General features: G+C 69.4%; 20 protein-coding genes and 2 tRNA genes. 5 read left to right on the top strand and 17 right to left on the bottom strand.

What is annotated here, in order from left to right; genetic code table 11:
• Positions 1-83: 83 nt before the first annotated feature.
• The 5 genes from OWM54_RS40710 to murJ form a co-directional block, all read right to left on the bottom strand.
• On the bottom strand, positions 84-5156 hold the full coding sequence (locus OWM54_RS40710) for a myxosortase-dependent M36 family metallopeptidase (protein ID WP_267700807.1): 5073 nt from the start codon (positions 5154-5156) through the stop codon (positions 84-86).
• A gap of 496 nt (positions 5157-5652) precedes the next feature.
• Positions 5653-5726, bottom strand: a tRNA-Met gene (locus OWM54_RS40705).
• A 68-nt stretch (positions 5727-5794) separates the two neighbouring features.
• Positions 5795-5868: transfer RNA gene (locus tag OWM54_RS40700), tRNA-Met, on the bottom strand.
• A 103-nt stretch (positions 5869-5971) separates the two neighbouring features.
• Positions 5972-7966, bottom strand: coding sequence for a S1 RNA-binding domain-containing protein (locus tag OWM54_RS40695; protein ID WP_267700806.1), 1995 nt, complete (start codon positions 7964-7966; stop codon positions 5972-5974).
• A 237-nt stretch (positions 7967-8203) separates the two neighbouring features.
• On the bottom strand, positions 8204-9904 hold the full coding sequence (gene murJ, locus OWM54_RS40690; RefSeq protein WP_267700805.1) for a murein biosynthesis integral membrane protein MurJ: 1701 nt from the start codon (positions 9902-9904) through the stop codon (positions 8204-8206).
• Positions 9905-10008: 104 nt separating this feature from the next.
• Between murJ and OWM54_RS40685 the strand changes: the two genes are divergently transcribed.
• The 5 genes from OWM54_RS40685 (at position 10009) to OWM54_RS40665 (ending at position 15348) form a co-directional block, all read left to right on the top strand.
• On the top strand, positions 10009-10482 hold the full coding sequence (locus tag OWM54_RS40685) for a ferritin (RefSeq protein WP_223747473.1): 474 nt from the start codon (positions 10009-10011) through the stop codon (positions 10480-10482).
• A gap of 46 nt (positions 10483-10528) precedes the next feature.
• Complete coding sequence (encA, locus tag OWM54_RS40680) at positions 10529-11395, top strand: encapsulin nanocompartment shell protein EncA (protein WP_141332916.1); 867 nt, start codon at positions 10529-10531, stop codon at positions 11393-11395.
• Positions 11396-11406: 11 nt separating this feature from the next.
• Complete coding sequence (locus OWM54_RS40675) at positions 11407-12831, top strand: sigma-54-dependent transcriptional regulator (RefSeq protein ID WP_223783627.1); 1425 nt, start codon at positions 11407-11409, stop codon at positions 12829-12831.
• 75 nt (positions 12832-12906) lie between these two features.
• The gene (locus tag OWM54_RS40670; protein ID WP_223747471.1) at positions 12907-13953 is read left to right on the top strand and encodes a M23 family metallopeptidase; all 1047 of its coding nucleotides are present in this window, start codon (positions 12907-12909) and stop codon (positions 13951-13953) included.
• Positions 13954-14049: 96 nt separating this feature from the next.
• Positions 14050-15348 carry a hypothetical protein gene (locus OWM54_RS40665; RefSeq protein ID WP_223783628.1) on the top strand — a complete coding sequence of 433 codons (1299 nt, stop codon included), beginning with the start codon at positions 14050-14052 and terminating at the stop codon, positions 15346-15348.
• 60 nt (positions 15349-15408) lie between these two features.
• Here OWM54_RS40665 and rsmI read toward each other — a convergent pair whose 3' ends face one another.
• From rsmI to sucC, 12 genes are all read right to left on the bottom strand, one after another.
• Positions 15409-16239 carry a 16S rRNA (cytidine(1402)-2'-O)-methyltransferase gene (rsmI, locus tag OWM54_RS40660; protein WP_223747469.1) on the bottom strand — a complete coding sequence of 277 codons (831 nt, stop codon included), beginning with the start codon at positions 16237-16239 and terminating at the stop codon, positions 15409-15411.
• An 8-nt stretch (positions 16240-16247) separates the two neighbouring features.
• Positions 16248-16619, bottom strand: coding sequence for a YraN family protein (locus OWM54_RS40655; RefSeq protein ID WP_046714041.1), 372 nt, complete (start codon positions 16617-16619; stop codon positions 16248-16250).
• Positions 16620-16665: 46 nt separating this feature from the next.
• On the bottom strand, positions 16666-18561 hold the full coding sequence (locus OWM54_RS40650) for a chromosome segregation protein SMC (protein ID WP_223747468.1): 1896 nt from the start codon (positions 18559-18561) through the stop codon (positions 16666-16668).
• A 93-nt stretch (positions 18562-18654) separates the two neighbouring features.
• Positions 18655-19038: a 50S ribosomal protein L19 gene (rplS, locus tag OWM54_RS40645; protein WP_223747467.1), complete on the bottom strand. Its 384-nt coding sequence runs from the start codon at positions 19036-19038 to the stop codon at positions 18655-18657.
• 121 nt (positions 19039-19159) lie between these two features.
• A complete protein-coding gene (trmD, locus tag OWM54_RS40640; protein WP_267700803.1) occupies positions 19160-19903 on the bottom strand; it encodes a tRNA (guanosine(37)-N1)-methyltransferase TrmD in 744 nt (247 codons plus the stop codon).
• Positions 19900-20463 (bottom strand): ribosome maturation factor RimM, encoded by a 564-nt coding sequence (gene rimM / locus OWM54_RS40635; RefSeq protein WP_141328670.1) that lies wholly within the window; start codon positions 20461-20463, stop codon positions 19900-19902. Before rimM ends, trmD begins: the two co-directional genes overlap by 4 nt.
• The gene (locus OWM54_RS40630) at positions 20460-20744 is read right to left on the bottom strand and encodes a KH domain-containing protein (RefSeq protein WP_046714046.1); all 285 of its coding nucleotides are present in this window, start codon (positions 20742-20744) and stop codon (positions 20460-20462) included. The genes rimM and OWM54_RS40630 overlap by 4 nt, the downstream gene beginning before the upstream one ends.
• 26 nt (positions 20745-20770) lie before the next feature.
• Positions 20771-21034, bottom strand: coding sequence for a 30S ribosomal protein S16 (gene rpsP / locus OWM54_RS40625; protein ID WP_141328672.1), 264 nt, complete (start codon positions 21032-21034; stop codon positions 20771-20773).
• Between the two features lie 89 nt (positions 21035-21123).
• A complete protein-coding gene (rlmN, locus tag OWM54_RS40620) occupies positions 21124-22260 on the bottom strand; it encodes a 23S rRNA (adenine(2503)-C(2))-methyltransferase RlmN (protein WP_223747465.1) in 1137 nt (378 codons plus the stop codon).
• 225 nt (positions 22261-22485) lie between these two features.
• Entirely contained in the window at positions 22486-22929 is a 444-nt protein-coding gene (ndk, locus tag OWM54_RS40615) for a nucleoside-diphosphate kinase (RefSeq protein WP_046714049.1), read from the bottom strand.
• Positions 22930-22959: 30 nt separating this feature from the next.
• Positions 22960-23856, bottom strand: a complete 897-nt coding sequence (gene sucD / locus OWM54_RS40610) for a succinate--CoA ligase subunit alpha (protein ID WP_141328676.1) — start codon at positions 23854-23856, stop codon at positions 22960-22962.
• 36 nt (positions 23857-23892) lie between these two features.
• Positions 23893-25053 carry an ADP-forming succinate--CoA ligase subunit beta gene (sucC, locus tag OWM54_RS40605; protein WP_046714051.1) on the bottom strand — a complete coding sequence of 387 codons (1161 nt, stop codon included), beginning with the start codon at positions 25051-25053 and terminating at the stop codon, positions 23893-23895.
• Positions 25054-25154 lie beyond the last annotated feature (101 nt).

Genomic DNA, 25154 nt, shown 5'->3' with positions numbered 1-25154 from the left:
TGTCTCGAGCGACTCCGGGTCCGGGCCTGTCAGGCACCCGGCCCCGGAGGGTGCCGCCTCTCCGAAGAGAGGCAGCGTCCGGCTCAGCTCACGCGGCGACGACGGTGCAGCAGGCTGAGGAGCGCCAGGGCCATCATGCCCGCCGGAGCACCCGCGCCCGTGGAGGAGCAACCCCCGCCCTCGTCCGGCCTGGCCGTCGCCTGCACGGTGACGCTGTGCGAGGCGCCGCTGGGGTCCTTCACCGTCAGCTTGAAGCTGAAGGTAGCGCTCTCGCCGTCCAGGTCCGGCACGTCCACGCTGAGCACCGCGCGGGTGGACTCGTTGAGCGTGACGCTCGGCCCACCCGTCTGCTCCCACTTGTACGTCAGGGCATCACCATCGGGATCGCTGGACTCCGAGCCGTCGAGCGTCAGCGACGTCTGGGAACCGTTGACGATGATGCGGGCCTTCGCCACCGGGTCCTGGTTCGGAATCGGCGACGGGGTGACCTGCACGTCCACCGTGTCGCTGGCGATGACGCTGCCATCGCTCACCGTCAGGCGGAACGTCAGCGTCTCGGCGGCCGACAGGTCCGGCGCCGTGAACGTCGCCACGGCGGAGGTGGCATTGGACAGCGCCACCGCCGTACCCGCCGTCTGCACCCACGTGTACGAGAGCGTGTCACCGTCCTCGTCCGTCGCCGAGCCGCTCAGCGTGGCCGTGGCGCGCGCGGCCACGGTGCCATCCAGACCCGCGTTCACCGTCGGCGCGCGGTTGACGTTCAGCACGTCCACCGACACGTCCTGGGTGGCGCTGGCCGTCCCGTCGGACACCGTCACGCGGAAGGTGAGGACGGCGTTGGCGGCCACCTCACCCGTGGCGAACGTGGCCGTCGCCGTGTTGGCGTTGTCCAGCGTCACCGGCGTACCGGTCAGCTGCGTCCAGGCGTACGTCAGCGTGTCGCCGTCGGCGTCCGAGGCCACGGCCGTGAGCGTGGCCGTGCTGCGCTCGTTCACCGTCACGGACGTCGCCGTCACCACCGGCGCGCGGTTCGCGGGGTGGATGACCACGTTCACCGTGTCGTTCACGCTCGTCTTGCCGTCGGACACCGTGAGGCGGAAGGACAGCGTCTCGTCCCCCGTCACCTCGGGCGCGACGAAGGTCGCCGTCGGCGTCGTGTAGTTCGCGATGGCCACGGGCGTACCGGACACCTGGGTCCAGAGGTACGTCAGGGGGTCGTTGTCCGCGTCCGTCGCGGCGCCGGACAGGGTGACGGTGCTGCGCTCGTCGGCGGATCCATCCGCGCCCGCGTTCACCGTGGGAGCGCGGTTGACGTTGCGCACGCGCACCGTGACGTTGTCGGAGGTCGTCAGGGTGCCGTCGCTGACGGTCAGCCGCAGGACGATGTTCGAGTCGACGGCCACTTCGGGCGCCGTGAAGGTGACCGTCGGCGTGGTCGCGCCGGACAGCGCCACCGCCGCGCCGGACACGCGCGTCCACTGGAACGTGAGCGAATCGCCGTCGGCGTCCGTGCCGCTGCCCGCCACCGTGACGAGCGTGCGCTCGTCCACCGTGAGGTCAGGGCCCGCGTTGGTGACGGGGGGACGGTTGAAGCAGACGCCCGTGTCCGCCACCAGGCTGGTGAACGGGGTGTTGGTGATGCCCGTGAAGGCGATGTTGTCGATGGCCCAACCCGTCGTGCCCGTCGCGTTGTCCGTGCCGATGCGGAAGCGCAGCTGCACCGTCTTGCCCGCGTACGTGGTGCCCAGGTTCAGCGTGGCGGCCACCAGGTTCGGGAAGCCCGCGCTCGTGCCGACGATGGCCTGACGGCCCTGCAGGTTGTTGATGATGCCCGCGGCCGTGTTCAGCGTGCCGCCATAGAGCGGAGTGCCGACGTCCACCCATGACTGCCCGCCATCCTGGGTCAGCTCGATGACGGCGCCGTCGTAATAGACGGTGGGGTTGGTGCCCGTCTCGAACTGGTAGGCATGGTCGAACCGGACGATGAGGTCCCCCGTCTCCGCCACGTTCAGCTCCGGCGTCTTGAGCCAGAAGTCCGTGGGTCGACCCGCGGCCTGCCCGAGGAACGCGCGGTTCAGGCCACGCGTGTCCAAGGTGGTGAAGGAGAAGTACTGCTCGGTGATGCCACCACCCTCGGCGGACTCCATCTCCCATGGCAGCAGGAGGATGTTGGACTGGACCGTCTCCGTGGTGCTGGTCGCCGGCGCCTCGTTGTAGTTCGTCGTGGCGGCCATCGAGGCGACCACGTCTCCGGGGTTCGCGCTGTCGGGATCCCGGAGCGCGACGGTGAACTCCGCGACCGTGCTGGGCGCCGCGTCCGTCAGCGTCACCGGCACGGACACCGTCGCCTGCTCGAAGGAGCCCAGCGCGGGGATGGCGACGACACCATTGTTGCCGAGGGTGATGCCCCGCGTCGGGGAGATGACCGTGGCGGTGCTCGCGTTCGCCGGCACCGAGCCATTGTTGATGACGGTCAGGACCAGGCGGCCCGTCTCGCCGTTGTCGAGCACGCCGTCGCGATCACACGAGCCCGTCGGAGAGTCGTCCGCGAGCGTGAGCGCCACGAACTCGAGCGAGGCGCCAACCTTGAAGCTCTCGACGACGCCCGCATGCGTGGTGGAACCGCGCGGCGGGGAGATGGCGCCCGGGCCCATGCCGCGCTTGGCGAAGGCCACCCAGAAGCGCTGCGCATCCTCGGGATCATTCGCCTCGGCGGCGGCGATGAGGGCGTTGCGCGCCTCGTTGTAGGTGGGCGCGGCCGGCGTCAGCATGTAGCCGGTGACCAGGTAGCGCTTCATGCGCGCCTGGGCCTCCTCGAACGGGTGGACCCGCAGCAGGGACGTGTACGCCTCCCAGAGCATGGTGGCCCAGATCTCACCCGAGTTGTGGACCTGCGAGTTGACGCTGGCGCTCGGAGAGATGGGCGCGGTGGTGGGCAGCGGCACCCCGTTCATGATGTGGCGGAACGTCAGCGCGTTCTTCGCCATGTCCGACGAGTAAGCCACCCGGCGGATGCCGTAGAAGGCGCTGTCCAGGGAGATGGCGCGCGTGGCGAACTCGCCCGGGCCGTAGGCGCCCATCCAGTTGGCATTGGACTCGACCTGGATGTCCTCCGGACGCGTCATCATCAGCAGGCCGTGGAAGTCCGCCCAGCCCTCGCCCATCGCGCGGCCCTGGTTGTTGGTGAGGCCGGCGGCGTTCTGGACGAGGCGGTTGCTGATGTAGTGACCCCACTCGTGGGCCACGATGAAGTTGTCGACGGTGCCATCCGGCCGGTACGTCGCGGTGCGGTTGAGGTGCAGCGTCAGGCCCGGCGCGTTGCGGATGCGGGTCGCATCCGGCAGGGTGATGAGCACCACGGGAATGCCGATGGTCCTCGAGGAGCCACCGAGGTTCGCGACCGCGCCCGCCACGTTGTTGGCGATGATGACGGCCGCGGCGCCAGCCGCCTCCGCGTTCTGCACCTTCACGACGAAGGAGCACTCAGGGGGGCCGCCTCGGTCGATGATGGCGATGTTCCCCGCCACCTCCGCGGCGTTGGTGAGGGGGCTGCAGCCATCACGGTCCGTCGAGCCGGGACCCGCCGCGTCCAGCGCGTTGACAGCGGGCCGCGTCAGGTCGAAGCCCTGCGGCCCCATGTCCATCGCGATGCCCACGGGGACACTGCCCGCGACCTCGGCTGGTGCCGTCACCGTCAACGTCGCGATGCGCTCCGCGTTGAAGACGTACATCTGCATGACGGGCGAGGCACCGTCCGCCGGCGTCGACATGTTGGCGTTGTTGGTGCCGCTGTAGTCCTGCGCCTCCGCGAGGACCGGGTCACCGCCGATGCCACCGCGACCGAAGTTGTCGGTCTGCGCGTTGCCCGACGCCTCGTCGAAGCCGGAGTCGTAGTACCAGTCGTGCAGCCAGTTGTTCACGAAGAACAGGCTGGTGGTCGCGGCCGCGATCTGCTCGTCGTTGATGTTGGGCCGCATGTCGAACTGCATCGTCCGGTCGAACACGCCCGGCGCGGTGACGGTGGGCCGCAAATCTCCGGCGGAGAAGCGCGGAGGCGCCACCAGGTCCGCGTAGGCGTCCACGTTGTTGCCCGTGGTCACCGTCGCGTCCGCGGGCAGCCACGGGTCGTTCCGGCTGAAGGGCGCGTTCTGCAGCGTGATGAGCGCGGGGGGCACGAAGGCCGGGCGGAAGCCGGTGGGCGCGCCGTCCGGGTGCGGGCTCGCGTTGGTGCCCGCGGGGCCGTCATGCGGCGTGTACGGAGGCGTGGTGTCCGCGAACGCGCGGTAGCTGAAGGCGGCCTCCTCGCGCATGTTCTTGCGCATGAGGACCTGCCCATCCACCGCGGAGATGACGTACGAGTACGCATCCCACTCGAGGCTGTCCTCGCGTCCGCTCTGCACCTCCACGTAGTACGCGGGGACGAGCCTGTCCTCGAACGGGTAGTAGACTGGCCGGGCCCGGGCCGGGACGCGCAGCCCCTCCTCGAGGGGACGCGCGTAGGTCGCGAGCGAGAAGTGCGTGTACCGGTCTCCAGGCCGCGCGCTCTTGACCTGCGCCAGCAGGCTCGCGTCCAGGCGCGTGCCGGTGACGTCCTGGTACGCGGCGGCGATGGCGGCGCTCGCGCTCCCCTTGAACGCCAGGCGCTCGGGGACGGCGCTGGTGGACACGTGCTCGGACAGCGCACCGGACAGGCCCACCACGGAGTTGCCCTTGTCGAGCAGCACCGTCACGTTGTTGCGGAACACCTCGACGCCGCCGAACTCCTGCGTCAGCGTGACGAGCCGGGCGTTGCCGAGCAGCTTCACGGAGGTGACGCGCGCGCCGGCCTCCTCGAAGGAGCGGAGGCCGAAGTCGGAGGCGTAGTCCTTCAGCTGCGAGAGCGCCGCGGCCTCGGGCGACATCTTCGCGAGCTTCGCACGCTGCGCCTTCTGCGCGTCCGTGGTCCGGGCCCAGATGAAGCGAGGAGCACTCGAGCCTGCCGCGGGCAGCGAGACACGCGCACTCGTGTCACCAGCCGCGGACTTGAGCTTCGCGGACTTGGGCTCCGCGGGCTTGGCTTCCAGGTATGCGTCGTAGTTCGGCAGCGTCCGAGCGAAGGAACCGGTACCCGAAAGTACCAGCGCCAGGCCGGACAGCTTGGCAACCAACCTTCTCACGTGGGGGTGCTCCCTTGGGAAAGCGCGGGGGTAGGAAGCCACCCCGAAGAGACGGGTATTGCGCGCCCCGGACAGCTCACCGGGTACACGGATCTCTTCGGGAAGGCCCCCAGGTGACAAATTGTCACCTGTTGAAGAGATTAGTACCTTTACTGATGTAGGTTGAAAGGCGACAAAGCCGTTTTTTCTACGCTCGCGGGAGATTTTCATGGGCACGGGAGACCCAGCGCAAAATTTCTCCAGCAAGAACAGAGGGTTGTAATGTCCCTGGCACACATTCCAGTGAGGACGGACCTACCCAGTTTCTCCAGAGTCAAGTCAGTGATGACCCGCACGGCGGACAAAGTGTCGCGGCGGAGACAGGCGGGACTCGGAGCCCCTCTGGCGAAAGCTCGACGCGAGCCTGGGCAACGGCACGCGGAACTCGCGGAGCAGGACGCCTGAAAAGCGAAACCCCATCCTCCGGAGCGGGAGGATGGGGTCTCTTGAAACATCATTGCGGGGGCAGGATTTGAACCTGCGACCTTCGGGTTATGAGCCCGACGAGCTACCAGGCTGCTCCACCCCGCGTCATGTTGATGTCTGCCTTTGAACACCAGAGGTCCGGCTTTGATTCACCGGACCTCTGGCTTCCTGAATTGCGGGGGCAGGATTTGAACCTGCGACCTTCGGGTTATGAGCCCGACGAGCTACCAGGCTGCTCCACCCCGCGTCAGCGGCGAGGGAGGTAGTACCGCCCCTCGCCGGGGACTGCAACATCTATTTCGAGCGAACCCGAGCACGCATCCAACACGTGCTCGAGCGCGCGGTGTGACTCACTTGCGCAGCTTGCTGAAGAGGTCGGCCATCGTGCCGAAGCCCTTCTTGCCCGCGCCCTGCGGCTGCTGCGTCTTCTGCCAGGCCTCCACCTCGGCGCGCTCCTCCGCGCGGACGGCGGCGGTGACGGACAGGCGGATCTTCCCGGACGCGTCGATGTCCAGGATGGCCACCTTCACCTCCTGGCCCAGCGCGTAGTGCTTGCGCAGATCCGTGCCGCGCTCGGTGCCCGTCTCGCTCGCGGGGAGCAGGCCCTTGCCACCGGCGAACACGAGGAAGACGCCGTACGGCTCGATGCGGTCCACCTTGCCGACGACGACCTGGCCCACCTTGGGACGGGGCGCCGCGGGAGCCGCGGGCGCGGCCTTCTCCGCCGAGGCGGCCGGACGCTCCTCGGGGGGACGCTGCGCCTCCTCCTCGGAGATGCGGCGCAGGCCGATGCGCTTGTCCTTCTCGTCGATCTTCTCGACGGCGACCCAGATGGTCTCGCCTTCCTTCACCACGTCGCGCGGGTGCGCGATGCGGCGGTCGCTCAGCGCGGAGATGTGCACCAGGCCATCCACGCCCGGACGCAGCTCCACGAAGGCGCCGAACTGCTGGAGCCGGACGACCTTGCCCTGCAGACGGTCCCCCTCCTTGAGCTCGGAGATGGCCTTCTTGAACGGGTCCTCCTGCCGCGAGCGCATGGACAGCGTGATGCGCTCCTTCTGCTTGCTCTTGTCGGGGGAGTTGGGCTGCGCGGCCTCCATGCGCAGGATCTCCACCTCCACGTCGTCACCGACCTTCACCACGTCGCTGGGGTGACCCACGCGCGTGTACGAGAGCTCGGAGACGGGGATCATCCCCTCCACGCCGCCCAGGTCCACGAACACGCCGAAGTCCCGGACGCCGGTGACCTTGCCCTTGACGACCTTGCCGTCGCCCAGGTTCTTGCGCGTCTCCGCGGCCAGCTGGCGCTGCTCGTCCTCGAGCAGCGAGCGGCGCGAGAGCACCACGTTGCGGTCCCGGACCTCGGTGACGCGGAACTTGAGCTTCTCGCCGATGAACTGGTCCGGCTTCTCGACGTAGCGCAGGTCCAGCTGGCTGATGGGGCAGAACGCGCGCACGTCGCCGATGGCGACCTCCACGCCGCCCTTGTTCACGCTCAGCACCATGCCCTCGACGGGCATGCCCGACGCGCGGGCCTCGGCCAGCATCGCCATGGACGCGCTGCCCTTGGCCAGCGCGCGGCTCAGCACGATGCCCTTGGCGCCCACCTCGATGACGTGCGCGTCCAGGCTGTCACCCACGCCGTAGCGCAGGATGCCCTCGTCGTCCTTGAGCTCGCGCAGCTCGATCATCGCCTCGCTCTTGGACGCGCCCTCCAGCGACACGAACGCGGTGTCCGCGCCGAGCTGGAAGATGGTGCCCTTGACCTTCTCGCCCAGGCGCACGCCCCGGCGGCCCGGCGCTCCACCCTCCTTGGCCTGCGCCTCGAACATCTCGGCGAAGGACTCGGACTCGGGGACCTCCTCGTACAGCGCGGAGGAAGGCGCCGGCGTCGGCGTCACAGGGCGCGGCGCGGAGGTCGTCGTCGGCGCGCCGGAGGCCTCGGCCTCCGCGGTGGTCGCCTCGGCGGTCGCGGTCGCCTCGGCGGGGTTCTCCCCCACCGGGCCTCGCGTCTCGATGGCGCCCGACGCGCGCTTCACGACGACCATGGGGCCGGACGGACGGCGCTCGCCGCCACCGCGGCGCTCGCCTCCACCCCGCTCCTGACCGCCCTGGCCACGAGGAGGACGGCGCTCGTCGCGCGGAGCCCCTCCCTCGGAGCGCGGACGCGCGTCACGGCCCTGACCGGGACCGCCGCGCTCGCCGCCGCCGCGAGGACCCTCGCCACGGCCGCTGCCGCCCGAAGGGATGCCGAGCATCACGTCACCGAAGGTGGCCTTCGGCTTCTTGGGGCCGCCCATCCCACCCGGACCGCCCGCATTGGAACCGTTCTTCTCGTCGCTCACTGCCGAGACCTTCCTGAGACGAAGTCAGCCAGACTTCCCGTGAAGCCGGGCCCATGAAAAAGGCGGCGCACTCTACACGCGCGCCCTGTCCGGAGGAAGCCCCGAAGACAGGCACGCGGCCCACACCACCGCAAGGACCTCAACGGAGGCCCCCCGCCAGCCCATCCCGCCCACCCCCTCCTTGCTGCTCCAACCACCCCCTGCCCGCTCCGTGAGGAGCCGAGCATCGGCGAGCACTTAGCGCGCCCGGCGCAGCCGTCCGGAGACCTTGCGGAACACCGCGCCGGCCTCGGGGACACCCAGCGCGGCGGCCACCGCGAAATAGATGCCTCCCATGGGGATGGCGACGGCCAGGAAGCCCAGGACGGGGTGCAGCCTGGGAGGCGCGAGGAAGGCCCCGCCCCACTCCGCCTGCACTCCCGGCATGGGGCCCAGCACGGCCGCGAGCCCCAGCTTCACGCCCAGGGCCAAGAGGCCCGCGATGACGGCCGCGCCCCACAGCCGGGGCAGGAGCCCCGGGGGAACACCCACGGGCCCCAACTGCCGGGTCAGCTTGCGGCGCAGGAGATACGACTCGAGCCAGGCCACGAGCCCGCTGGCGAGCGTGAGCCCCAGCGCGCCCAATTCCGAGGGCAGTCCCAGCCACCCGGGCAGATGCAGGCCCAGGACCCAGGCGCCCACCGAGCCCACCGCGACGCGGACGATGGCGAAGCGCAGGGGCGTCTTGGGGTCCTTCAAGGCGTAGAAGGCGGAGGCGTACAGCCGGCCCACGGTGGAGGCCACCAGCCCCACGGCGGCGCCCATGAGCAGGTACCAGAGGTAGCGCGAGTCTGCCGCGTCGAAGCGGCCCGTCTGCAGGAGCGCCGCGGCCACCATGTCGCCCAGGAACAGGAAGGCCGCCGCGGAGGGCACCACCCAGAAGGCGATTCGCCGCGCCCCTCCGTCGATGCGCTGACGCAGCTTCGCGGCGACCTCCTCCGACCCGGCGCCGTCCGCCGCGCGGGCCATCTCCGGCAGCTCCGCCGCGGACACCGCCATGCCGAAGAGGCTCACCGGGATGAGGTAGATGGTCTGCGCGTACACAAGGGACGACATGGCGCGCTCGGAGATGAGCGTGGCGAAGGCGGTGTCCACCCAGGCGCTGAACTGCACCACGCCGCGCCCCAGCACCACCGGGCCGAAGCTGCGGAGCACCTGCCGCACCGGCTCCGTCGCCGTGGAGAGCGACGGGCGGAACCTCCCCAGCAGCTGGAGCGTGCGGGGCACCTGCACCGCGAACTGGAGGAAGCCGCCGGCCACCACGCCGTAGGCCAGCAGCTCCACCAGCCGGTCCTCTTCGTAGCGGCCGCCCACGACGAGCAGCGTGGCGATGATGGCCCCGTTCCAGACGACGGGCGCCAGGTACGACAGCAGGAAGCGTCGGTGGCTGTTGAGGATGCCCAGGCACCAGGCGCTCAGCACCAGGAAGCCCGTGCCGGGGAAGAGGATGCGCACCACGCGGATGGCCAGCTCTCGCGCGTGGCCCTCGAAGCCCGGAGCGATGAGGTCCACGAACACGGGCGTGAACAGCATGCCCGCGCACACCAGCAGCGCCGTCGCCAGGGACAACAGGCCGAAGACCGCGCCCGCCACCCGGTCCGCCTGCTCCGTGTCCTTGCGGCCCAGCAGCTGGGCGTACACGGGGATGAAGGAGCCGGAGAGGACTCCCTCACCGAAGAGGTTCTGCAGGAAGTTGGGGATGCGCAGCGCCGCCTTGAAGACGGCGGCCGCCTCCGCGTTGCCCAGGTAGTGGGCGAAGACGCGCTCGCGCACCAGGCCCATCAGGCGCGAGGCGAGGATGCCCGTGGCCACGAGCATCGCGCCCCTGCCCCCCGAGCGTTCGGTCCGACCTGACGAGGCGGGAGGAGTCGGGGAAGGCTCGGGCGCGGAGGCGGTCACGGGCCGGGGACTCTATGCGTGACGTCAAGTGGCATGAAGCGGGAAACCCATGGCCCCTGTTTCTCTTGACGGTGCCCCCGGCGGATTGCGAGGGTCCGTCCTCAATGGCCGACATACCGGACAGCGACCTGGACGACGTGGCGCGTATCCGCCTCGTGCTGGCGCGCGAGCTCGAGACCATCAACGAGTACGAGGCCTTCGCCCGGGCGTCCTCCCACCCCGAGGTGCGGGCCTTCTTCCTCCACCTGGCGACGGAGGAGAAGGAGCACGTGTCCGAGGCGGTCCACATGCTGCGCATGCTCGACGCCCACCAGGACTCGCGCTTCACCACGCCCATCGCGCCGGGTCACTTCCAGCAGGCCGTGGGCGAGGCGCCGCCTCCCGCCGCCGTGCTCGCGCCGCCGCCTCCTCCGCCTCCGGCCAAGCAGGTCCTCAACGGCCGCTCTCCGGTGGAGCCCCTCACCGCCCTGCCCCCGCAGCGGCTCATGTATGGCCTGCCCGCCCCGCCGCCCGCCGTCGAGTCCCACCCCCTCACGGTGGGCTCGCTGCGCCGTGGCGGTGGTGGCGGTAATCGCTGACGACGTTCCCCTTTTTCTCCCTAGATGTTGAGCCGGAGATTGTTCGATGCCTGACTTCCTTGGACATGCCGAGAACCCGCTTCGTGAGGAGGAGTGGGCGCGCCTGAATGAAACCGTCATCCAGGTGGCGCGCCGCTCACTGGTGGGCCGCCGCATCCTCGACATCTACGGTCCGCTGGGCGCGGGCGTGCAGACGGTGCCCTACGACGAGTTCCAGGGCGTGTCCCCGGGCGCGGTGGACATCGTCGGCGAGCAGGAGACCGCGATGGTCTTCACGGACGCTCGCAAGTTCAAGACCATCCCCATCATCTACAAGGACTTCCTGCTGCACTGGCGGGACATCGAGGCGGCGCGCACGCACAACATGCCGCTGGATGTCTCGGCCGCCGCCGGCGCCGCGGCGCTGTGCGCGCAGCAGGAGGACGAGCTCATCTTCTACGGCGACGCGCGCCTGGGCTACGAGGGCCTGATGACGGCCAATGGCCGGCTCACCGTGCCGCTCGGTGACTGGACGGCGGCGGGTGGCGGGTTCCAGGCCATCGTCGAGGCCACGCGCACGCTCAACGAGCACGGCCACTTCGGCCCCTACGCCGTGGTGCTGTCGCCCAAGCTCTACTCGCAGCTGCACCGCATCTACGAGAAGACGGGCGTGCTGGAGATCGAGACCATCAAGCAGCTGGCCGCCGACGGCGTCTATCAGTCCAACCGCCTGCGCGGCGACTCGGGCGTGGTGGTGTCCACCGGCCGCGAGAACATGGACCTGGCGGTCTCCATGGACATGGTGGCCGCGTACCTGGGCGCGTCGAGGATGAACCACCCGTTCCGCGTGCTGGAGGCGCTGCTGTTGCGCATCAAGCACCCGGACGCCATCTGCACCCTCGAGGGCGCTCCCGCGGCTGCCGCCCGTCGGTAGTCCAGCCCCCCATGGCCAAGGTCCTGGTGATCGACGACGAGGTGAACCTGCGCAAGGTGCTCGCCGCCATGCTGCGCAGGGACGGCTTCGACGTCACCGTCGCGGAGAACGGTGAGCAGGGCCTGGCCGAGTTCAACAAGAACGGCGCGGACATCATCGTCACCGATCTGGTGATGCCCAAGGTGGGCGGCATGGAGGTGCTCGGCACCATCCGCGCCGCCAACCCGGACGTGCCGGTCATCATCATCACCGCGCACGGCACGGTGGACTCCGCCGTGGACGCCATCAAGGCGGGCGCGTTCGACTACATCACCAAGCCCTTCGATCAGGTGGAGCTGTCCTCCGTCGTCGCGAAGGCCGCCAAGACCAACGAGAGCGCCCGTCGCTCCGTGCGTCCGGACCTCAAGGCGCGCGCCGCCATCATCGGCGAGGCGCCGCAGATGCAGGAGGTCTACAAGGTCATCGACAAGGTGGCGGACACGCCGTCGACGGTGCTCATCACCGGCGAGAGCGGCACCGGCAAGGAGCTCATCGCCACCGCGCTGCACGGCGCGTCCAGCCGCCGCGACAAGCCGTTCATCAAGATCAACTGCGCGGCCATCCCCGCCACGCTGCTGGAGAGCGAGCTGTTCGGCTACGAGCGGGGCGCCTTCACCGGCGCCGTCACCTCCAAGCCGGGCCGCTTCGAGCTGGCCGACGAGGGCACGCTCTTCCTCGACGAGATTGGCGAGATTCCCGTCGAGATGCAGGTGAAGCTCTTGCGCGCGCTGCAGGAGGGCGAGTTCGAGCGCGTGGGGGGCATCAAGACCACGCGCGTGGACGTGCGCCTGGTCGCCGCCACCAACCGCGATTTGCAGGCGGAGATCGAAGCGGGCCGCTTCCGCAAGGACCTGTACTACCGCCTCGCGGTGGTGCCGCTGTCCCTGCCGCCCTTGCGCGAGCGCCGCAGCGACGTGCTGATGCTCGCGCGGCACTTCGTGGAGAAGTACAACAAGCGCCTCAACAAGAAGATCGAGGGCATCACCGACGACGCCCTGGCGCTGCTCCAGGCGTACTCGTGGCCGGGCAACATCCGCGAGCTGGAGAACCTCATCGAGCGCGTCCTGCTGTTCGCGGACGGGCCGTTGATCACCGCCAAGGACCTGCCCGAGCCCATCCGTCAGGGAGCGGGCGTCCAGGCGAGCCCCACCTCGGCGCCCTCCCTGCCCGCCTTGGAGGTTCCCGCGGGCGAGGTGGGCCTGAAGGACATCGTCCGGATGAAGGCCGCGGAGTTGGAGCGGGACCTCATCGTCAAGAAGCTCGACGAGACGGGCGGCAACGTCACCCGCGCCGCGCGTCTCCTCCAGATCAGCCGGAAGTCCCTGCAGACGAAGATGAAGGAATTCGGTCTGCGAGACACCACGCCTGACGAGCAAGAGGACGGCCCCGAGGATTGACCCTCGGTTGGCGGAATTCCTCGTCGCGGGCGCTGGTTTCGCGCCCGCTCACTCTTTCCGATTCATGGAGCCAGCATGCGGCCGAACCTTCCCACCCTCGGTGCACCTCCGAAGCGGAGCCCCATCGGGCCCGTGGTCGCCGTGTCACTCATCCTCGGCGGCGCTGCCGGGGGCGTGTGGTGGTGGAAGCAGCGCATGGCCACCGCCACGCAGGAGGCCGCCGTCACCCAGGCCACCGCCGATGCCGCCGCCACGCCCGACGCGGGCGCCCTGGCCGCGGCGCCCACCGCCCCCGCCGCTCCCACCGACCCGGTGAAGGCCGCGGGCATGGAGCGCGCTTCAATGCGCATCGACGGGCCGCTGGAGACGGCGTTCGTCAACTCCGCGGGCGCGGACGTGGGCCCGGCGCTGGCGCAGGTGGTGACGCGCACGCTGGTGTGGTGGGTGGCCGTCCCCAACGAAATCCTCCGCGGGGACACCCTGGACGTGCTCTTCCAGCGCCGCCCCAACGAGGAGCCGCTGGTGCACGCGGTGCGCTTCACCAGCGCGAAGCTGGGCAAGACGATGAGCGCCTACCGCTTCCAGGGCTCCGCGGAGAACACGGCGCGCTACTACCTGCCCTCCGGCGACGAGCTGGAGCTGCGGCTGGAGAAGTCCCCGCTGGACGACTACGAGCAGGTGACGTCGCTCCTGCGCGATGGCCGCCGCCACAAGGGCGTGGACTTCCGCACCCCGGTGGGCACGCCCGTCAAGGCGCCCTTCTCCGGCGTGGTGAAGCGCAAGAACTGGAACTGGAGCAGCAACGGCAACTGCCTGGAGCTGATTGAAACGGGCGGCAAGGGCCGCCGCGCGCTCTTCCTGCACCTGGACGAGGTGTCCAAGGACATCCAGGCCGGGACGCGCTTCAACGTGGGCCAGGTCATCGCGCGGAGCGGCAACACGGGCCGCTCCTTCGCGCCCCACCTGCACTACCAGCTCATGCAGGGCGAGGAGAAGGTCCTGGACCCCTTCGACCAGCACAAGACCTACCGCCGCACCCTGGCCGCCAACCACAAGACGGCCTTCGACGACGAGGTCCGCCGCCTGGAAGGGCTGCTCGGGACGTCCGTCGCGGGGAAGTAAAAGCAACCCGATTCTTGACACTCCTCCGACGGCGCGGCTAGCTGGAAGCCCCCCGGGCTTGCCGGAAGGCCCGGTCGTTTCGCCGTCGGAGGTCGGATGCACAGGCTTCGCGCCGTACTCGCCGCGCTGACGCTAGGCGCGCCGTTCGCCGCCAGCGCGGCGGATATCACCCGGATCGCCTCGTCCTTCGAGGACGATGACCCGTTCGATCTGTTCATCGACGTCGGGTTCGAACGCACCCAGACTCGCGCGAAGATCATCCGCGAGCAGCTCGCGCCGGTGGGGAGTGAACCCGGGCGCGGTGATGCCTCGGAGCTCTGGTACAAGGGCGTGGACGCCCGCCTCAACCTGAGGATGGCCGTCGGCCTCTACCGCGACCTGGAGCTGTCCTTCACGCTCCCGCTGGTGTTCCAGCAGAACGAGCGCTGGGACTTCACCTCCCAGTCGTCGCAAGAGACGTCCACCATCACCAACAACTGCATCAACCCGGACGGCTCCACCATCCCCGGGTGCCTCGACGACCCGCAGGCCAACGGCGTGCCCCTGTTCGGCATGCCGCAGGAGAGCTTCCGCGGCGGTCTGGGCAACCTGCACTTCGGCCTGGCCTACGCGTTCTTCAACCAGGACAAGGACGTCACCAAGCCCACGTGGATCGTCGGCATCGACTACGAGGCGCCCACGGCCAAGCAGCGGGACCCGAGCGTCGACACGACGAACTCGGACGACCGCGGCAACATCGGTGACCGCGTCCACAAGTACCAGCTCTACACGTCGTTCTCGCGGCGCATCGGCGTGGCCGAGCCGTACTTCAAGGCCAGCTACACCATCCCCGTGCGCGGTCCGGTCTTCTATTCGAACTGCGACCAGCGCGACGCGGATCCCGCCACCCTGGGTGCTCCCGCGAACTGCGGTACCGGGCCGTGGGACCGCAAGGAGACGGGCATCAAGGCGCCCAAGATGATGGGCATCCTCGCCGGCGTGGAGCTGGTGCCCTTCGACCGGCCGCAGAAGCACCAGAAGTTCACCCTGGACCTGCGCGCCATCGGCAACTACGTGGGCGCGGGCCGCTACCACAACGAGCTGAGCGCGGCGCTGCGCAAGCTGCTCACCTCGGAGGAGTACTTCCAGGTCGGTGGCATGCTCGGCGTCACCGCGAGCGCCTCGGAGTCCTTCAAGATCCGCGCGGGCGGCACGTTCCTCTACAACACGGACCACACGCTCACGAACGAGGAGCTGGGCAAGGACCTGGACGGCAACGGCGAGATTGACGCGAGCCTCGGCTCGCCCGAGCTCAACCCCACGTTCGACTGGCGCTACGACCTGGTGTCGCGCCGGTTCCGCGCCATCGGCAGCACGACGTTCCGCTTCGACCTGAGCGCGTCCTTCAACTTCTAGCGCCAGGGAAGTCGCCGGGAGACGCGGGCCTCGAGCACGCGCCTCCCGGTTCCGGACCACCTACTTCTTCAGCGACAACCCGAGTCGGTACACGTCCTGTCCCGACCACCCCGCCCGGCGGGCCAGCTCCGTGCTCAGGGCCTTGAGCTTGTCGCCTCGCGCGAGCCCGTCCTCGAGCGCCCGGCGCAGCTCCTCCTCGGACCAGCGCCGCTCCCCGGTGCGCCCCTCCACCAGCACCACCACCTCGCCCCGGGCCTCCTCCGTCGCGTAGCGCGCGGACAGCTCGGACAGCGGCGCGCGGATGAACTCCTCGTGCAGCTTCGTCAGCTCACGCGCCACGCATGCGCGGCGGTCTCCCCACGCCTCCTGGAGGTCCTGGAGCGTCTCACCCAGGCGGCGGGGAGACTCGTAGAGCACCAGCGTGGCGGACAGCGAGGCCACCTCCTCCAGCATGGCCCGCCGCTCCGGCCCCTTGCGCGGCAGGAAGCCCAGGAAGTGGAAGCGGCCCGTGGGCAGCCCCGAGGCGCTCAGCGCCGCGACGAGCGCCGTGGCGCCCGGCACGGGCACCACCGTCAGCCCCCGCTCCAGCGCCTCCGCCACCAGCCTCTCACCGGGGTCGCTGATGGCCGGGCTGCCCGCGTCGGTGACGAGCGCGCAGTCCTCGCCCTCCCCGAGCCGGTCCAGGATGCGCCCGGCGCGCTGCCCCTCCGCGAACGCGGGCAGGCTCACCAGGTCCTTGCCGCCGATGCCGAAGTGGTCGAGCAGCACGCGTGAGTGCCGCGTGTCCTCACAGGCGATGAAGCGCACGGCGCGGAGCGTCTCCAGCGCGCGAGCAGAGATGTCACCCAGGTTCCCGATGGGCGTGGCCACCAGGTACAGCGTTCCAGCCATGCCTTCCCTCACATGCCCGCATCGAAGGCGCCGGGGATGTGCTCCACGGTGGCCCGCTCGCCGCGCCCGACAACGGCTATCACATCGAAGCGCATCATCCGCCCCTGGAGCTCATGCGCGAAGAGATAGTGCAGCGCCGCCTTCACCACCCGACGCTGCTTCGCGAACGACACGGTGTGCGCCGGGTCTCCCCACACCGCCGTGGAGCGCATCCGCACCTCCACGAAGCACAGGAGCTCCTCGCGCTCGGCCACCACGTCCAGCTCGCCATACCGACAGAGCCAGTTGCGGGCTCGCACGCGCCAGCCCCGCTCCTCCAGGTACCGCACCGCCGCCGCCTCCGCCTCGTCCCCATACTCCCGCCGCACCCCACGCCCCATCCCGCCTCCCGCTCCCTCCCCCATGGAGGGCACCCGCTACATCGGACTACACGTTAACCGTGCCGTCCGACATCTGGGCGAAGCCGGGGTGCGACGTGACGTGGACCACCTGCGTGAGGGTGCCCAGGTGCTTGAGCATGCGGGCGATGAGCGGCAGCTTCACCTCGTCCATGCCCGCGAAGACGTCCTCCAGGACGAAGGGCCGCTTCACCCGCGCGCTCCCCTTCTCCACCACCGTCATCCGCAGCGCCAGGTAGTAGAGGTCCAGGTCCTTCGGCGGCAGCTCACCCACCGGCACGCGGCGCCCCGAGGCGAGCGCGAAGGCCCGCCCCTCCTTGTCCCACTCGACGCCCTGGTAGCGCCGGTCCGTGAGCGCGGTGAGGTACTGCACGCAGCGCTCCTTGAGCATCCCCTGCACGCTCAGCACATCCGTCGTGAAGATGTCCGCCGCCTGGGACAGAACGGCGGGAGACGGGTCCTCCAGCGGCTCCACGGGCGCGGGCGAGCCATCCGCCTGCGTCACCGGCGCGGGCGGGGCCTTGGCCAGGGTGATCGACTCCTTCACGCGCCCCAGCTCACGCTCCACCTCGCGGATGTCGCGCACGTAGGAGCCCTTGCGCGTCAGCTCCGCGTTGAGCGCGTCCATCTGCTCCTTGAGCGCCTGGCGCTGGGTGGACGCGGCCACGAACTCCGGGTCGGCCTCCACGGCCGCGAGCTGATCCTTCAGCTCCACCACCCGCGCGGCCAGCAGCTCCTTGCGCTCGAGCGCCGCGGGAATCTCGTCCAGGCTCTCCACGCCGAGCGCCTTCTGCGCCATGCGCACCGGCGCGGCCTCGGCCTCGAACTCCTCGTGGATCTTCTTCTCGCGCGCGTCGAAGCGCCCCTCCTTGCTGCCCTTGCGCGAGGCGCGCTGGAGCTCGTCCACGTAGCGCAGCGCCAGGAAGGCCGCGAAGCCGAAGGCCGGGATGTCCAGCAGCGCCAGGTAGCGGAACGCGCGGTGCACGCCGAGCCCCAGGCCCAACGACAACCCGAGGAACAACACGCCCACCACGATGCCCAACCAGAACATCCGGTCCTGCGTCAGCGGCTCCACCGCGTCCGGCACGTCCGCCGCGTCCGCGTCCCGGTCCGCGCCCAGCCGATTCAAAGCCTCGTCACGCCGGGACAGCGCCTTGGGGTAGCGCTGCACGCGGTTGAGGATGTCCTGGGGCAGGCCGAGCGTCTGCGGCGTCGGAGCGGCCCGCCACGCGTTCTCCGCCTCGTGGATGGCCGCCTTGAGGCCCTCGGTGCCCTTGAGGCGCTGGTCCGCGTCGAAGATCTGCGACGACAGCCCATCCACCTTGAACTGGAGCTGATCCACCTCGCGCGCGGAGACGAGCTCCGCCTCGAGCGCGCGCACCTTCGCCTCCGCCGCGGGGATGTCCTCCGCCGCGGCCACCGAGGACGCGTTCGCCAGCGAGGGGAACTTGCCGGAGGTCTTCGGATCCGCCGCCTTCGCCGCGGCCTTGCGCGGGCGCCGTGACGGCAGCTGCCCCGGCTGCAGACAGTAGAGCTGCTCGAAGCTCGTGCGCGGCGGCAGGCCCACCTGTCCGCGCAGGAACTGGTTCATCTCCGAGGCGTCCGACGACACCAGCTCCGGCTGCTGCGTCGTCTTGTTCATCCGGTGCAGCGTCCCGGAGCCCCCCAGCTCGCGCAGCACGCGGTACGTGGCGCCGTCGATGCCCACGAAGGTCAGCGCGGCCTTGCCGGACTTCGCGCCCGGCGCGATGAAGGACGCATCCCCGCCCCGCCCGTCGGCGTAGAGCAGCGCGAGCAGCACGCCCGCGAAGGGGCTCGCCTCCGCCGAGGGCGGCTTGAGGACGAGGTACCCGGCTTTCAGCGCGAAGCGGCCCGCGGCAGTGAATCCCCGGACATTCTGGACGGCGACCTCGACGAATTGCATGGCGCGTCCATGTTAGCGCGAATGAAAAAAGGAGCGCCCGGTATCGGACGCTCCTTCTCACGACGGCCCGAGGGCCGACGAGGACTCAGGGAATCAGGCCTTCGCGCCCTTGCCCTGGGTCGTGTCCGCCTCCTCCTGCACGTCCACGCGGGCGGCCTTGCCCTTGAGGTCGCGGAGGTAGAACAGACGGCTGCGGTTCACGCGGCCGCGCGAGAGGACCTCGATCTTCTCGTAGCGGGGGCTGTGCAGCGGGAAGATGCGCTCGACGCCGACGCCGAAGGACATCTTGCGCACGGTGAACGTGGCGCGGTGGCTGCCGGAGGTCTTCCGGATGACGGTGCCCTCGAACGCCTGAACGCGCTCCTTCTCGCCCTCCTTCACCTTCCAGAAGACGCGCACGGAGTCACCAGGACGGAACGAGGTGACGTCCTGGCGCAGGTACTTGGCCTCGACGTGCTGAATGGCGGCGTTACGCATTTCGGACTCCAGTGAAGCGGAAGCTGACGCGATGAGAACGCGTGAAAGAGCGGGCCGTACTAGCAGAGAGAGCGGTGTCGGACAAGCCCGCTGAGGCCCGACTCCCAAAGAACCCCCAGGGTTACAGCTCTTCCTCCCGTCGGGCCAGCAGTTTCTCGTCGGCCTTGGACAGGGTGAGGCGGGCGAACAGGTCCGGCCGTCGCTCGCGCGTGAGCACCAGCGACTTCCACCGGCGCCACCGGGCGATGCGCGCGTGATCTCCGGACTGGAGGGCCGCCGGCACCTCGACGCCCTGGAACACGGGCGGGCGGGTGTACTGGGGATGCTCCAGCGTCCCCTCCTCGAAGCTCTCCGACACCGAGGACGCCACGTTGCCCAGGACCCCGGGCACCAGCCGCGCCACCGCGTCCACCACCGCCATCGCGGCGATCTCCCCGCCAGTGAGCACGAAGTCCCCCAGCGACAGCTCGCCGTCCAGGTGGCTCATCACCCGCTCGTCCACGCCCTCGTAGCGGCCGCAGACCAGGATCAGCCCGGCGGTGTGCGCCACCAGCTCGCGCGCGGTGACCTGGGCGAAGGTCGCGCCGCGAGGGCTCATCAAGAGCACCTTCGCCCCGGGCAGTCGGGCCCGCGCCGCGCTGATCGCCGCGACCAGCGGCTCGGGCTTCATCACCATGCCCGCACCGCCTCCGTAGGGCGCGTCGTCGGTGACACGGTGCTTGCCCTCGGCGTACTCGCGGATGTCCGTCACGGTGGCGGACAAGAGGCCCTTCTCCTGGGCCTTGCCGAGGATGCTCGCGCCCAGGTAGCCGGACACCATCCCAGGGAACAGCGTGAGCAGCTCCACCGGATACGGCGGGCTCACGACTCGGACCCGTCCGGGGCGTCCTTGTCGGCGTCGCGCCGGCCGACCTCCACGTACTCGGGAGGACGGATCACGATGCGCTGGGCCGCCAGGTCCACCGTCGGGACGAACTCGTCCGCGAACGGCACCACCAGCTCCTGCCGGCCCGCGGCGCGGATCACCAGGTTCGGCACTTCACCGGTGGCCCAGATCTCCTCCACCTTGCCCAGCGGCGTCCCCGCCTCGTCCACGGCGGACAGGCCCAGGAGGTCTCCCTGGAAGAACTCACCCTCCTCGGGCGGCTCCAGGTCCTCGCGGAACACGAACACCGTGGAGCCCACCAGCCCCTCGGCCTCGGTGCGGGACTCCACGCCCTCGAAGGCGACGATGTCCTCCTTCGGCGTGGGGCGCAGGGACTCCAGCACCAGGTCCCGCTCCACGCCCGCACGGGTGCGGACGCGGACCCGGTCCACGGTGGAGAGCGTCTGCGAGCCCGGGTCGAACGGACGCACCGCCAGCTCGCCCCGCAGCCCGTGCGCGCGAGAGATGAAGCCCAGCTCCAGCAGCGGCTTCTGCGTCACCGCGACGCGTCCGGTGCGGCGGCGGGCGGTGTGCCGGCGGCGTTGCGGCGGTCGTCCAGGATCTCCAGCCGGACCTTCTGGCCAGACTTCTGGGCGGCGGCATTGAGCAGCGTCCGGAGGGCGTTCACGGTGCGCCCGTCACGGCCGATGACCTTGCCGACATCCTCGGGGGCGACCTTCAGCTCGTAGAGCCGTGCGCCGTCCACCTCGGAGATGCGCAGGCCCACCTGGTCAGGTTGATCGACCAGGGCCCGCGCCAGATACGTGAGGAGTTGCTCCACGTCCGCTCAGTAAAGCCGGTCGCGGATCAAGCCGCGGGGGTGGACTTCACGGCCTTCGCGTTGACCTTGATGAGGTCCGCGACGGTCTCGGAGGGGGTCGCGCCCGTCTTCAGCCAGTAGTTCAGCCGCTCCTCGTTGAACTCCACCTTGGGCGGGTTGAGGTTCGGGTCGTACGCGCCGACGGCCTCGATGAACTTGCCATCCCGGGGGTTGCGGGAGTCGGTAGCGACCACGTGGTAGTAGGGCTTCTTCTTGGCGCCCGCGCGGGCAAGACGGAGGACGACGGCCATGGAGTGCTCCAGCGAACAGGAAACGACGATGTAAACGGGGTGGCGCTCTTAACGCCGCACCCGCGGGATTGTCAAGGAAGCTCGGGACTTTATGTCGTGCTTTCGGCCGGAGTGGCCTCGCCACGATTCGCGAGCTGCCCGCAGGCCCCCGCGATGTCCCGGCCCCGATTCTTCCGGATGTAGGCGGCCACGTGGCCGTCCGACAGGATGGCCCGGAACTGCTCCGCGCGCTCTTCCGCGGTGGTGAGGAACCCCAGGCCCGGGTTCTCGTTGTAGGGAATCAGGTTGACCTTCGCCGGAATTCCCTTGAGCAACTGGATGAGCCGGTGCGCGTCCTCATCGCTGTCGTTGAAGCCCTGGATGAGCACGTACTCGAAGGTGATGCGGCGGCCCTGGCGCAGCGGGAACTTGCGGCACGCGTCCAACAGCGCGGCGATGTTCCACTTGCGGTTGACGGGCATCGTCTTGCTGCGCTGCTCGTCCGTGCTGGCGTTGAGCGAGATGGCCAGCTTCACGTCCGTCTCCTGGCCGAAGCGCTCGATCATGGGGACGAGGCCGACGGTGGAGACGGTGATGTGGCGGTGGCTGAAGTTGGGCCCGTCCTCGGACTGGAGGATGGCGAGCGCCGTCTTGAGGTTCTCGAAGTTGTGCAGGGGCTCGCCCATGCCCATGAACACGAGGTTGCTCAAGGGACGCAGCGTCTCGTGGCCCTCGTTCTTGCGGACCTCGCGATTGACGGCGTGCACCTGCGCGACGATCTCGCTGGGCGTCAGGTTGCGCTTGAGCCCCATGGTGCCCGTCATGCAGAAGCCGCAGGCCATGGCGCAGCCCACCTGGGTGGACACGCACAGCGTCCGGCGGTCCTCGGAGGGCATGTAGACGGACTCGATGTAGCGCCCGTCGCGCGTCTTCCACCGGTACTTGATGGTGCCGTCGACGCTGCGCTGCTCCAGGTCCTTCACCAGCGGGATGATCTCCGCGGCGACCTTGAGCTTCTCGCGGAAGGCCTTGGACAGGTCCGTCATCTCGTCGAACGAGGTGGCGCCGCGCTGGTGCAGCCAACGGTAGATCTGCGGGGCACGGAAGGCGCGCTCGCCCAGCTGCTCGGTGACGAAGCGGGTGAGCCCCTCCATGGACAGGCTGGCCACGTCCACGAGCTTCGCGGGAGCAGGCGCCGGCAAGGGCTCCGTGACGGGAAGGGTGGCGGTGGCGGTGGTCTCGGTCATCGTCGTCGCGCAGTGAAACGGGGGCCCGGGGGCGTCCCTTCCCACACCTGGGGTCGAGGTGTCAAAGGAGGCCCCAGTCGCCTGGTCGACACGGGAACGCACTCCCCTCCCCCAACCCTACGCATCCCCACACCGCCCCGCTCGAAAACCAACGGCCCGGGCCAGCCCCATGACGGGTGCCGACACCGGGCCGCGGGTCAGGAGCCCTTGGAAGGGCCCTGTCGCCTACTTCTTGGCGGTGTACTCGTACGGCTGGATCTCCGTCTCCCGGAAGAAGTACGCGATCTCGTTCTTCGCGTTCTCCAGGCTGTCGGAGCCGTGGACCGTGTTCTGGTCGATGCTGGTGGCGAAGTCCTTGCGGATGGTGCCCTCGGCCGCCTGCGCGGGGTTGGTGGCGCCCATGATGTCGCGGTTGCCCAGGACGGCGTTCTCGCCCTCGAGCACCATCAGGACGACGGGGCCGGAGATCATGAACTGCACCAGGTCCTTGAAGAAGGGCCGGGCCTTGTGGACCGCGTAGAAGCCCTCGGCCTCCTTCTGGGAGAGCTGCTGGAGCCGGATGGCGACCGGCTTCAGACCCTTCTCCTCGAAGCGGCTGATGATCTTCCCGATGACGCCCTTCTGCAGACCGTCCGGCTTGATGATGGACAGCGTACGCTCGATGGCCATGTGACTGGCTCCTTTTCCCTTTAAGGGGTGTTAGCGCTTCTTGGGGCCGCGCTTGACGGCCTCCTGGAGGGTGGTGCCCAGTTCGGCGGGGCTGGCGGCCATCAGGATGCCCGCGGCCTCCATCGCCTTGATCTTCTCCGTCGCCGTGCCCTTGCCGCCGGAGATGATGGCGCCGGCGTGGCCCATGCGCTTGCCCGGGGGCGCCGACTGGCCGGCAATGAACCCGGCGATGGGCTTGGTGAACTCGCGGGCCACGTACTCCGCGCCCGCCTCCTCGGCGCTGCCGCCGATCTCACCAATCATGATGACGGCGTCCGTGTCCGGGTCCGCCTGGAACAGCTTCAGCACGTCCACGAAGTCGGTGCCGTTGACCGGGTCTCCGCCGATGCCCACGGCCGTCGACTGGCCCAGGCCCAGCTGGGTGAGCTGGTGCACCGCCTCGTACGTCAGCGTGCCCGACCGCGACACCACGCCGATGCGGCCCGGCTTGTGGATGTGGCCCGGCATGATGCCGATCTTGCACTTGGCGCCGGGGGTGATGACGCCAGGGCAGTTCGGGCCGATGAGGCGCACGCCCGGCTTGCCCTGCAGGTAGCGCTTGGCGCGCACCATGTCGAGGACGGGGATGCCCTCGGTGATGGTGATGATGAGGGACACGCCCGCGTCGGCGGCCTCCATGATGGAGTCGGCGGCGAACGGGGGCGGGACGAAGATGACGGACGTGTTCGCGCCCGTCTGCTTCACGGCGTCGGCGACCGTGTCATACACGGGAACCTTGCCCTCGAACTGGGTGCCGCCCTTGCCCGGCGTCACGCCGGCCACGAGCTTCGTGCCGTACTCCAGCATCTGCTTCGAGTGGAACGAGCCCGCCGAGCCGGTGATGCCCTGGCAGAGGACCTTCGTGTTTTCGTTGACGAGGATGCTCATGGCGCTCCTTAAAGTGTGGGCAATGAAGCGCGCGGACTACTTCAGCGCGGCGACGGCCTTCTCGGCCGCCTGACGCAGGTTGTCCGCCGGGGTGATGGCGAGGCCGGAGTTGCTGAGCAGCTGCTTGCCCAGCTCCACGTTGGTGCCTTCCAGGCGCACCACGAGCGGGACCTTGAGCTGGACCTCCTTCGCCGCGGCGATGATGCCCTCGGCGATGACGTCGCACTTCATGATGCCGCCGAAGATGTTGACCAGCACCGCCTTCACCGCAGGGTCGGCCAGGATGAGCTTGAAGGCCGCCGTCACCTTCTCCTTCGTCGCGCCACCGCCCACGTCCAGGAAGTTGGCCGGCTCACCGCCCACCAGCTTGATGGTGTCCATGGTGGCCATGGCCAGGCCCGCGCCGTTCACCATGCAGCCGATGTTGCCATCGAGCGCGATGTACGCCAGGTCCCACTCCTTGGCCTGCGTCTCGCGCGCCTCCTCCTCGGCGAGGTCGCGGTACTCGAGCAGGTCCTTGTGCCGGTAGAGCGCGTTCTCGTCGAAGGTCACCTTCGCGTCGAGCGCCACCACGCCGCCATCCTTCAGGATGACCAGCGGGTTGATCTCCACCAGGGACGCGTCCGTCTCCACGAACATCTTGTAGAGCGCGGTGCAGAACTGGACGAACTTGTTCACCGTCGGGCCCGTCAGGCCCAGGCCGAAGGCCAGCTTGCGGCCCTGGAAGTCCAGGAAGCCCACCGCCGGATCCACCGTCTCGCGGAGGATCTTCTCCGGGTGCTTCTCCGCCACTTCCTCAATCTCCACGCCGCCCTCGCGGGACGCCATGAAGGTGACGCGGCTGGTGGCGCGGTCGAGCGTCACGCCCAGGTACAGCTCCTGGCCGATGTCGAGCCCCTGCTCGATGTAGACCTTGTGGACCGTCTGGCCCTCGGGCCCGGTCTGGATGGTCTTGAGCTTCATGCCAAGCATCTGCTTGGCCAGCTCCTTCGCCTCGGCGGGGCTCTTGGCGAGCTTCACGCCGCCGCCCTTGCCACGACCACCGGCGTGGATCTGGGCCTTCACCACCACGACGGGCGTGCCGAGCGTCTTCGCCGCGGCCTCCGCGTCGTTGGGCGAGAGCGCGAGGATTCCCTTCGGCGTGGGCACGCCGTACTTCCGGAAGATTTCCTTGCCCTGGTACTCGTGGATCTTCATCGAGGCTCCATGTGGAGACGAGGGGGACGACCCCTTACAGGCGTCAGCGCGTCGCCCTCATTGCGCAGAAACCGACGGATGGCAAGGCCGTTTGACCCGAC

It is taken from the genome of Myxococcus sp. MISCRS1 (genome assembly GCF_026626605.1).
Taxonomy (GTDB): Bacteria; Myxococcota; Myxococcia; order Myxococcales; family Myxococcaceae; genus Myxococcus; species Myxococcus fulvus.
The sequence above is the reverse complement of the archived record's forward strand: the minus strand, read 5'-3'. Positions and strand labels throughout refer to the sequence as shown.

Coding starts and splice junctions, on each gene's coding strand:
- encA (WP_141332916.1), top strand. CDS start 10,529: ATGCCTGACTTCCTTGGACATGCCGAGAACCCGCTTCGTGAGGAGGAG.
- OWM54_RS40655 (WP_046714041.1), bottom strand. CDS start 16,619: ATGGGGCGTGGGGTGCGGCGGGAGTATGGGGACGAGGCGGAGGCGGCG.
- OWM54_RS40670 (WP_223747471.1), top strand. CDS start 12,907: ATGCGGCCGAACCTTCCCACCCTCGGTGCACCTCCGAAGCGGAGCCCC.
- OWM54_RS40675 (WP_223783627.1), top strand. CDS start 11,407: ATGGCCAAGGTCCTGGTGATCGACGACGAGGTGAACCTGCGCAAGGTG.
- rlmN (WP_223747465.1), bottom strand. CDS start 22,260: ATGACCGAGACCACCGCCACCGCCACCCTTCCCGTCACGGAGCCCTTG.
- ndk (WP_046714049.1), bottom strand. CDS start 22,929: ATGGCCATCGAGCGTACGCTGTCCATCATCAAGCCGGACGGTCTGCAG.
- OWM54_RS40665 (WP_223783628.1), top strand. CDS start 14,050: ATGCACAGGCTTCGCGCCGTACTCGCCGCGCTGACGCTAGGCGCGCCG.
- rsmI (WP_223747469.1), bottom strand. CDS start 16,239: ATGGCTGGAACGCTGTACCTGGTGGCCACGCCCATCGGGAACCTGGGT.
- sucC (WP_046714051.1), bottom strand. CDS start 25,053: ATGAAGATCCACGAGTACCAGGGCAAGGAAATCTTCCGGAAGTACGGC.
- OWM54_RS40650 (WP_223747468.1), bottom strand. CDS start 18,561: ATGCAATTCGTCGAGGTCGCCGTCCAGAATGTCCGGGGATTCACTGCC.
- rplS (WP_223747467.1), bottom strand. CDS start 19,038: ATGCGTAACGCCGCCATTCAGCACGTCGAGGCCAAGTACCTGCGCCAG.
- rpsP (WP_141328672.1), bottom strand. CDS start 21,034: ATGGCCGTCGTCCTCCGTCTTGCCCGCGCGGGCGCCAAGAAGAAGCCC.
- OWM54_RS40685 (WP_223747473.1), top strand. CDS start 10,009: ATGGCCGACATACCGGACAGCGACCTGGACGACGTGGCGCGTATCCGC.
- sucD (WP_141328676.1), bottom strand. CDS start 23,856: ATGAGCATCCTCGTCAACGAAAACACGAAGGTCCTCTGCCAGGGCATC.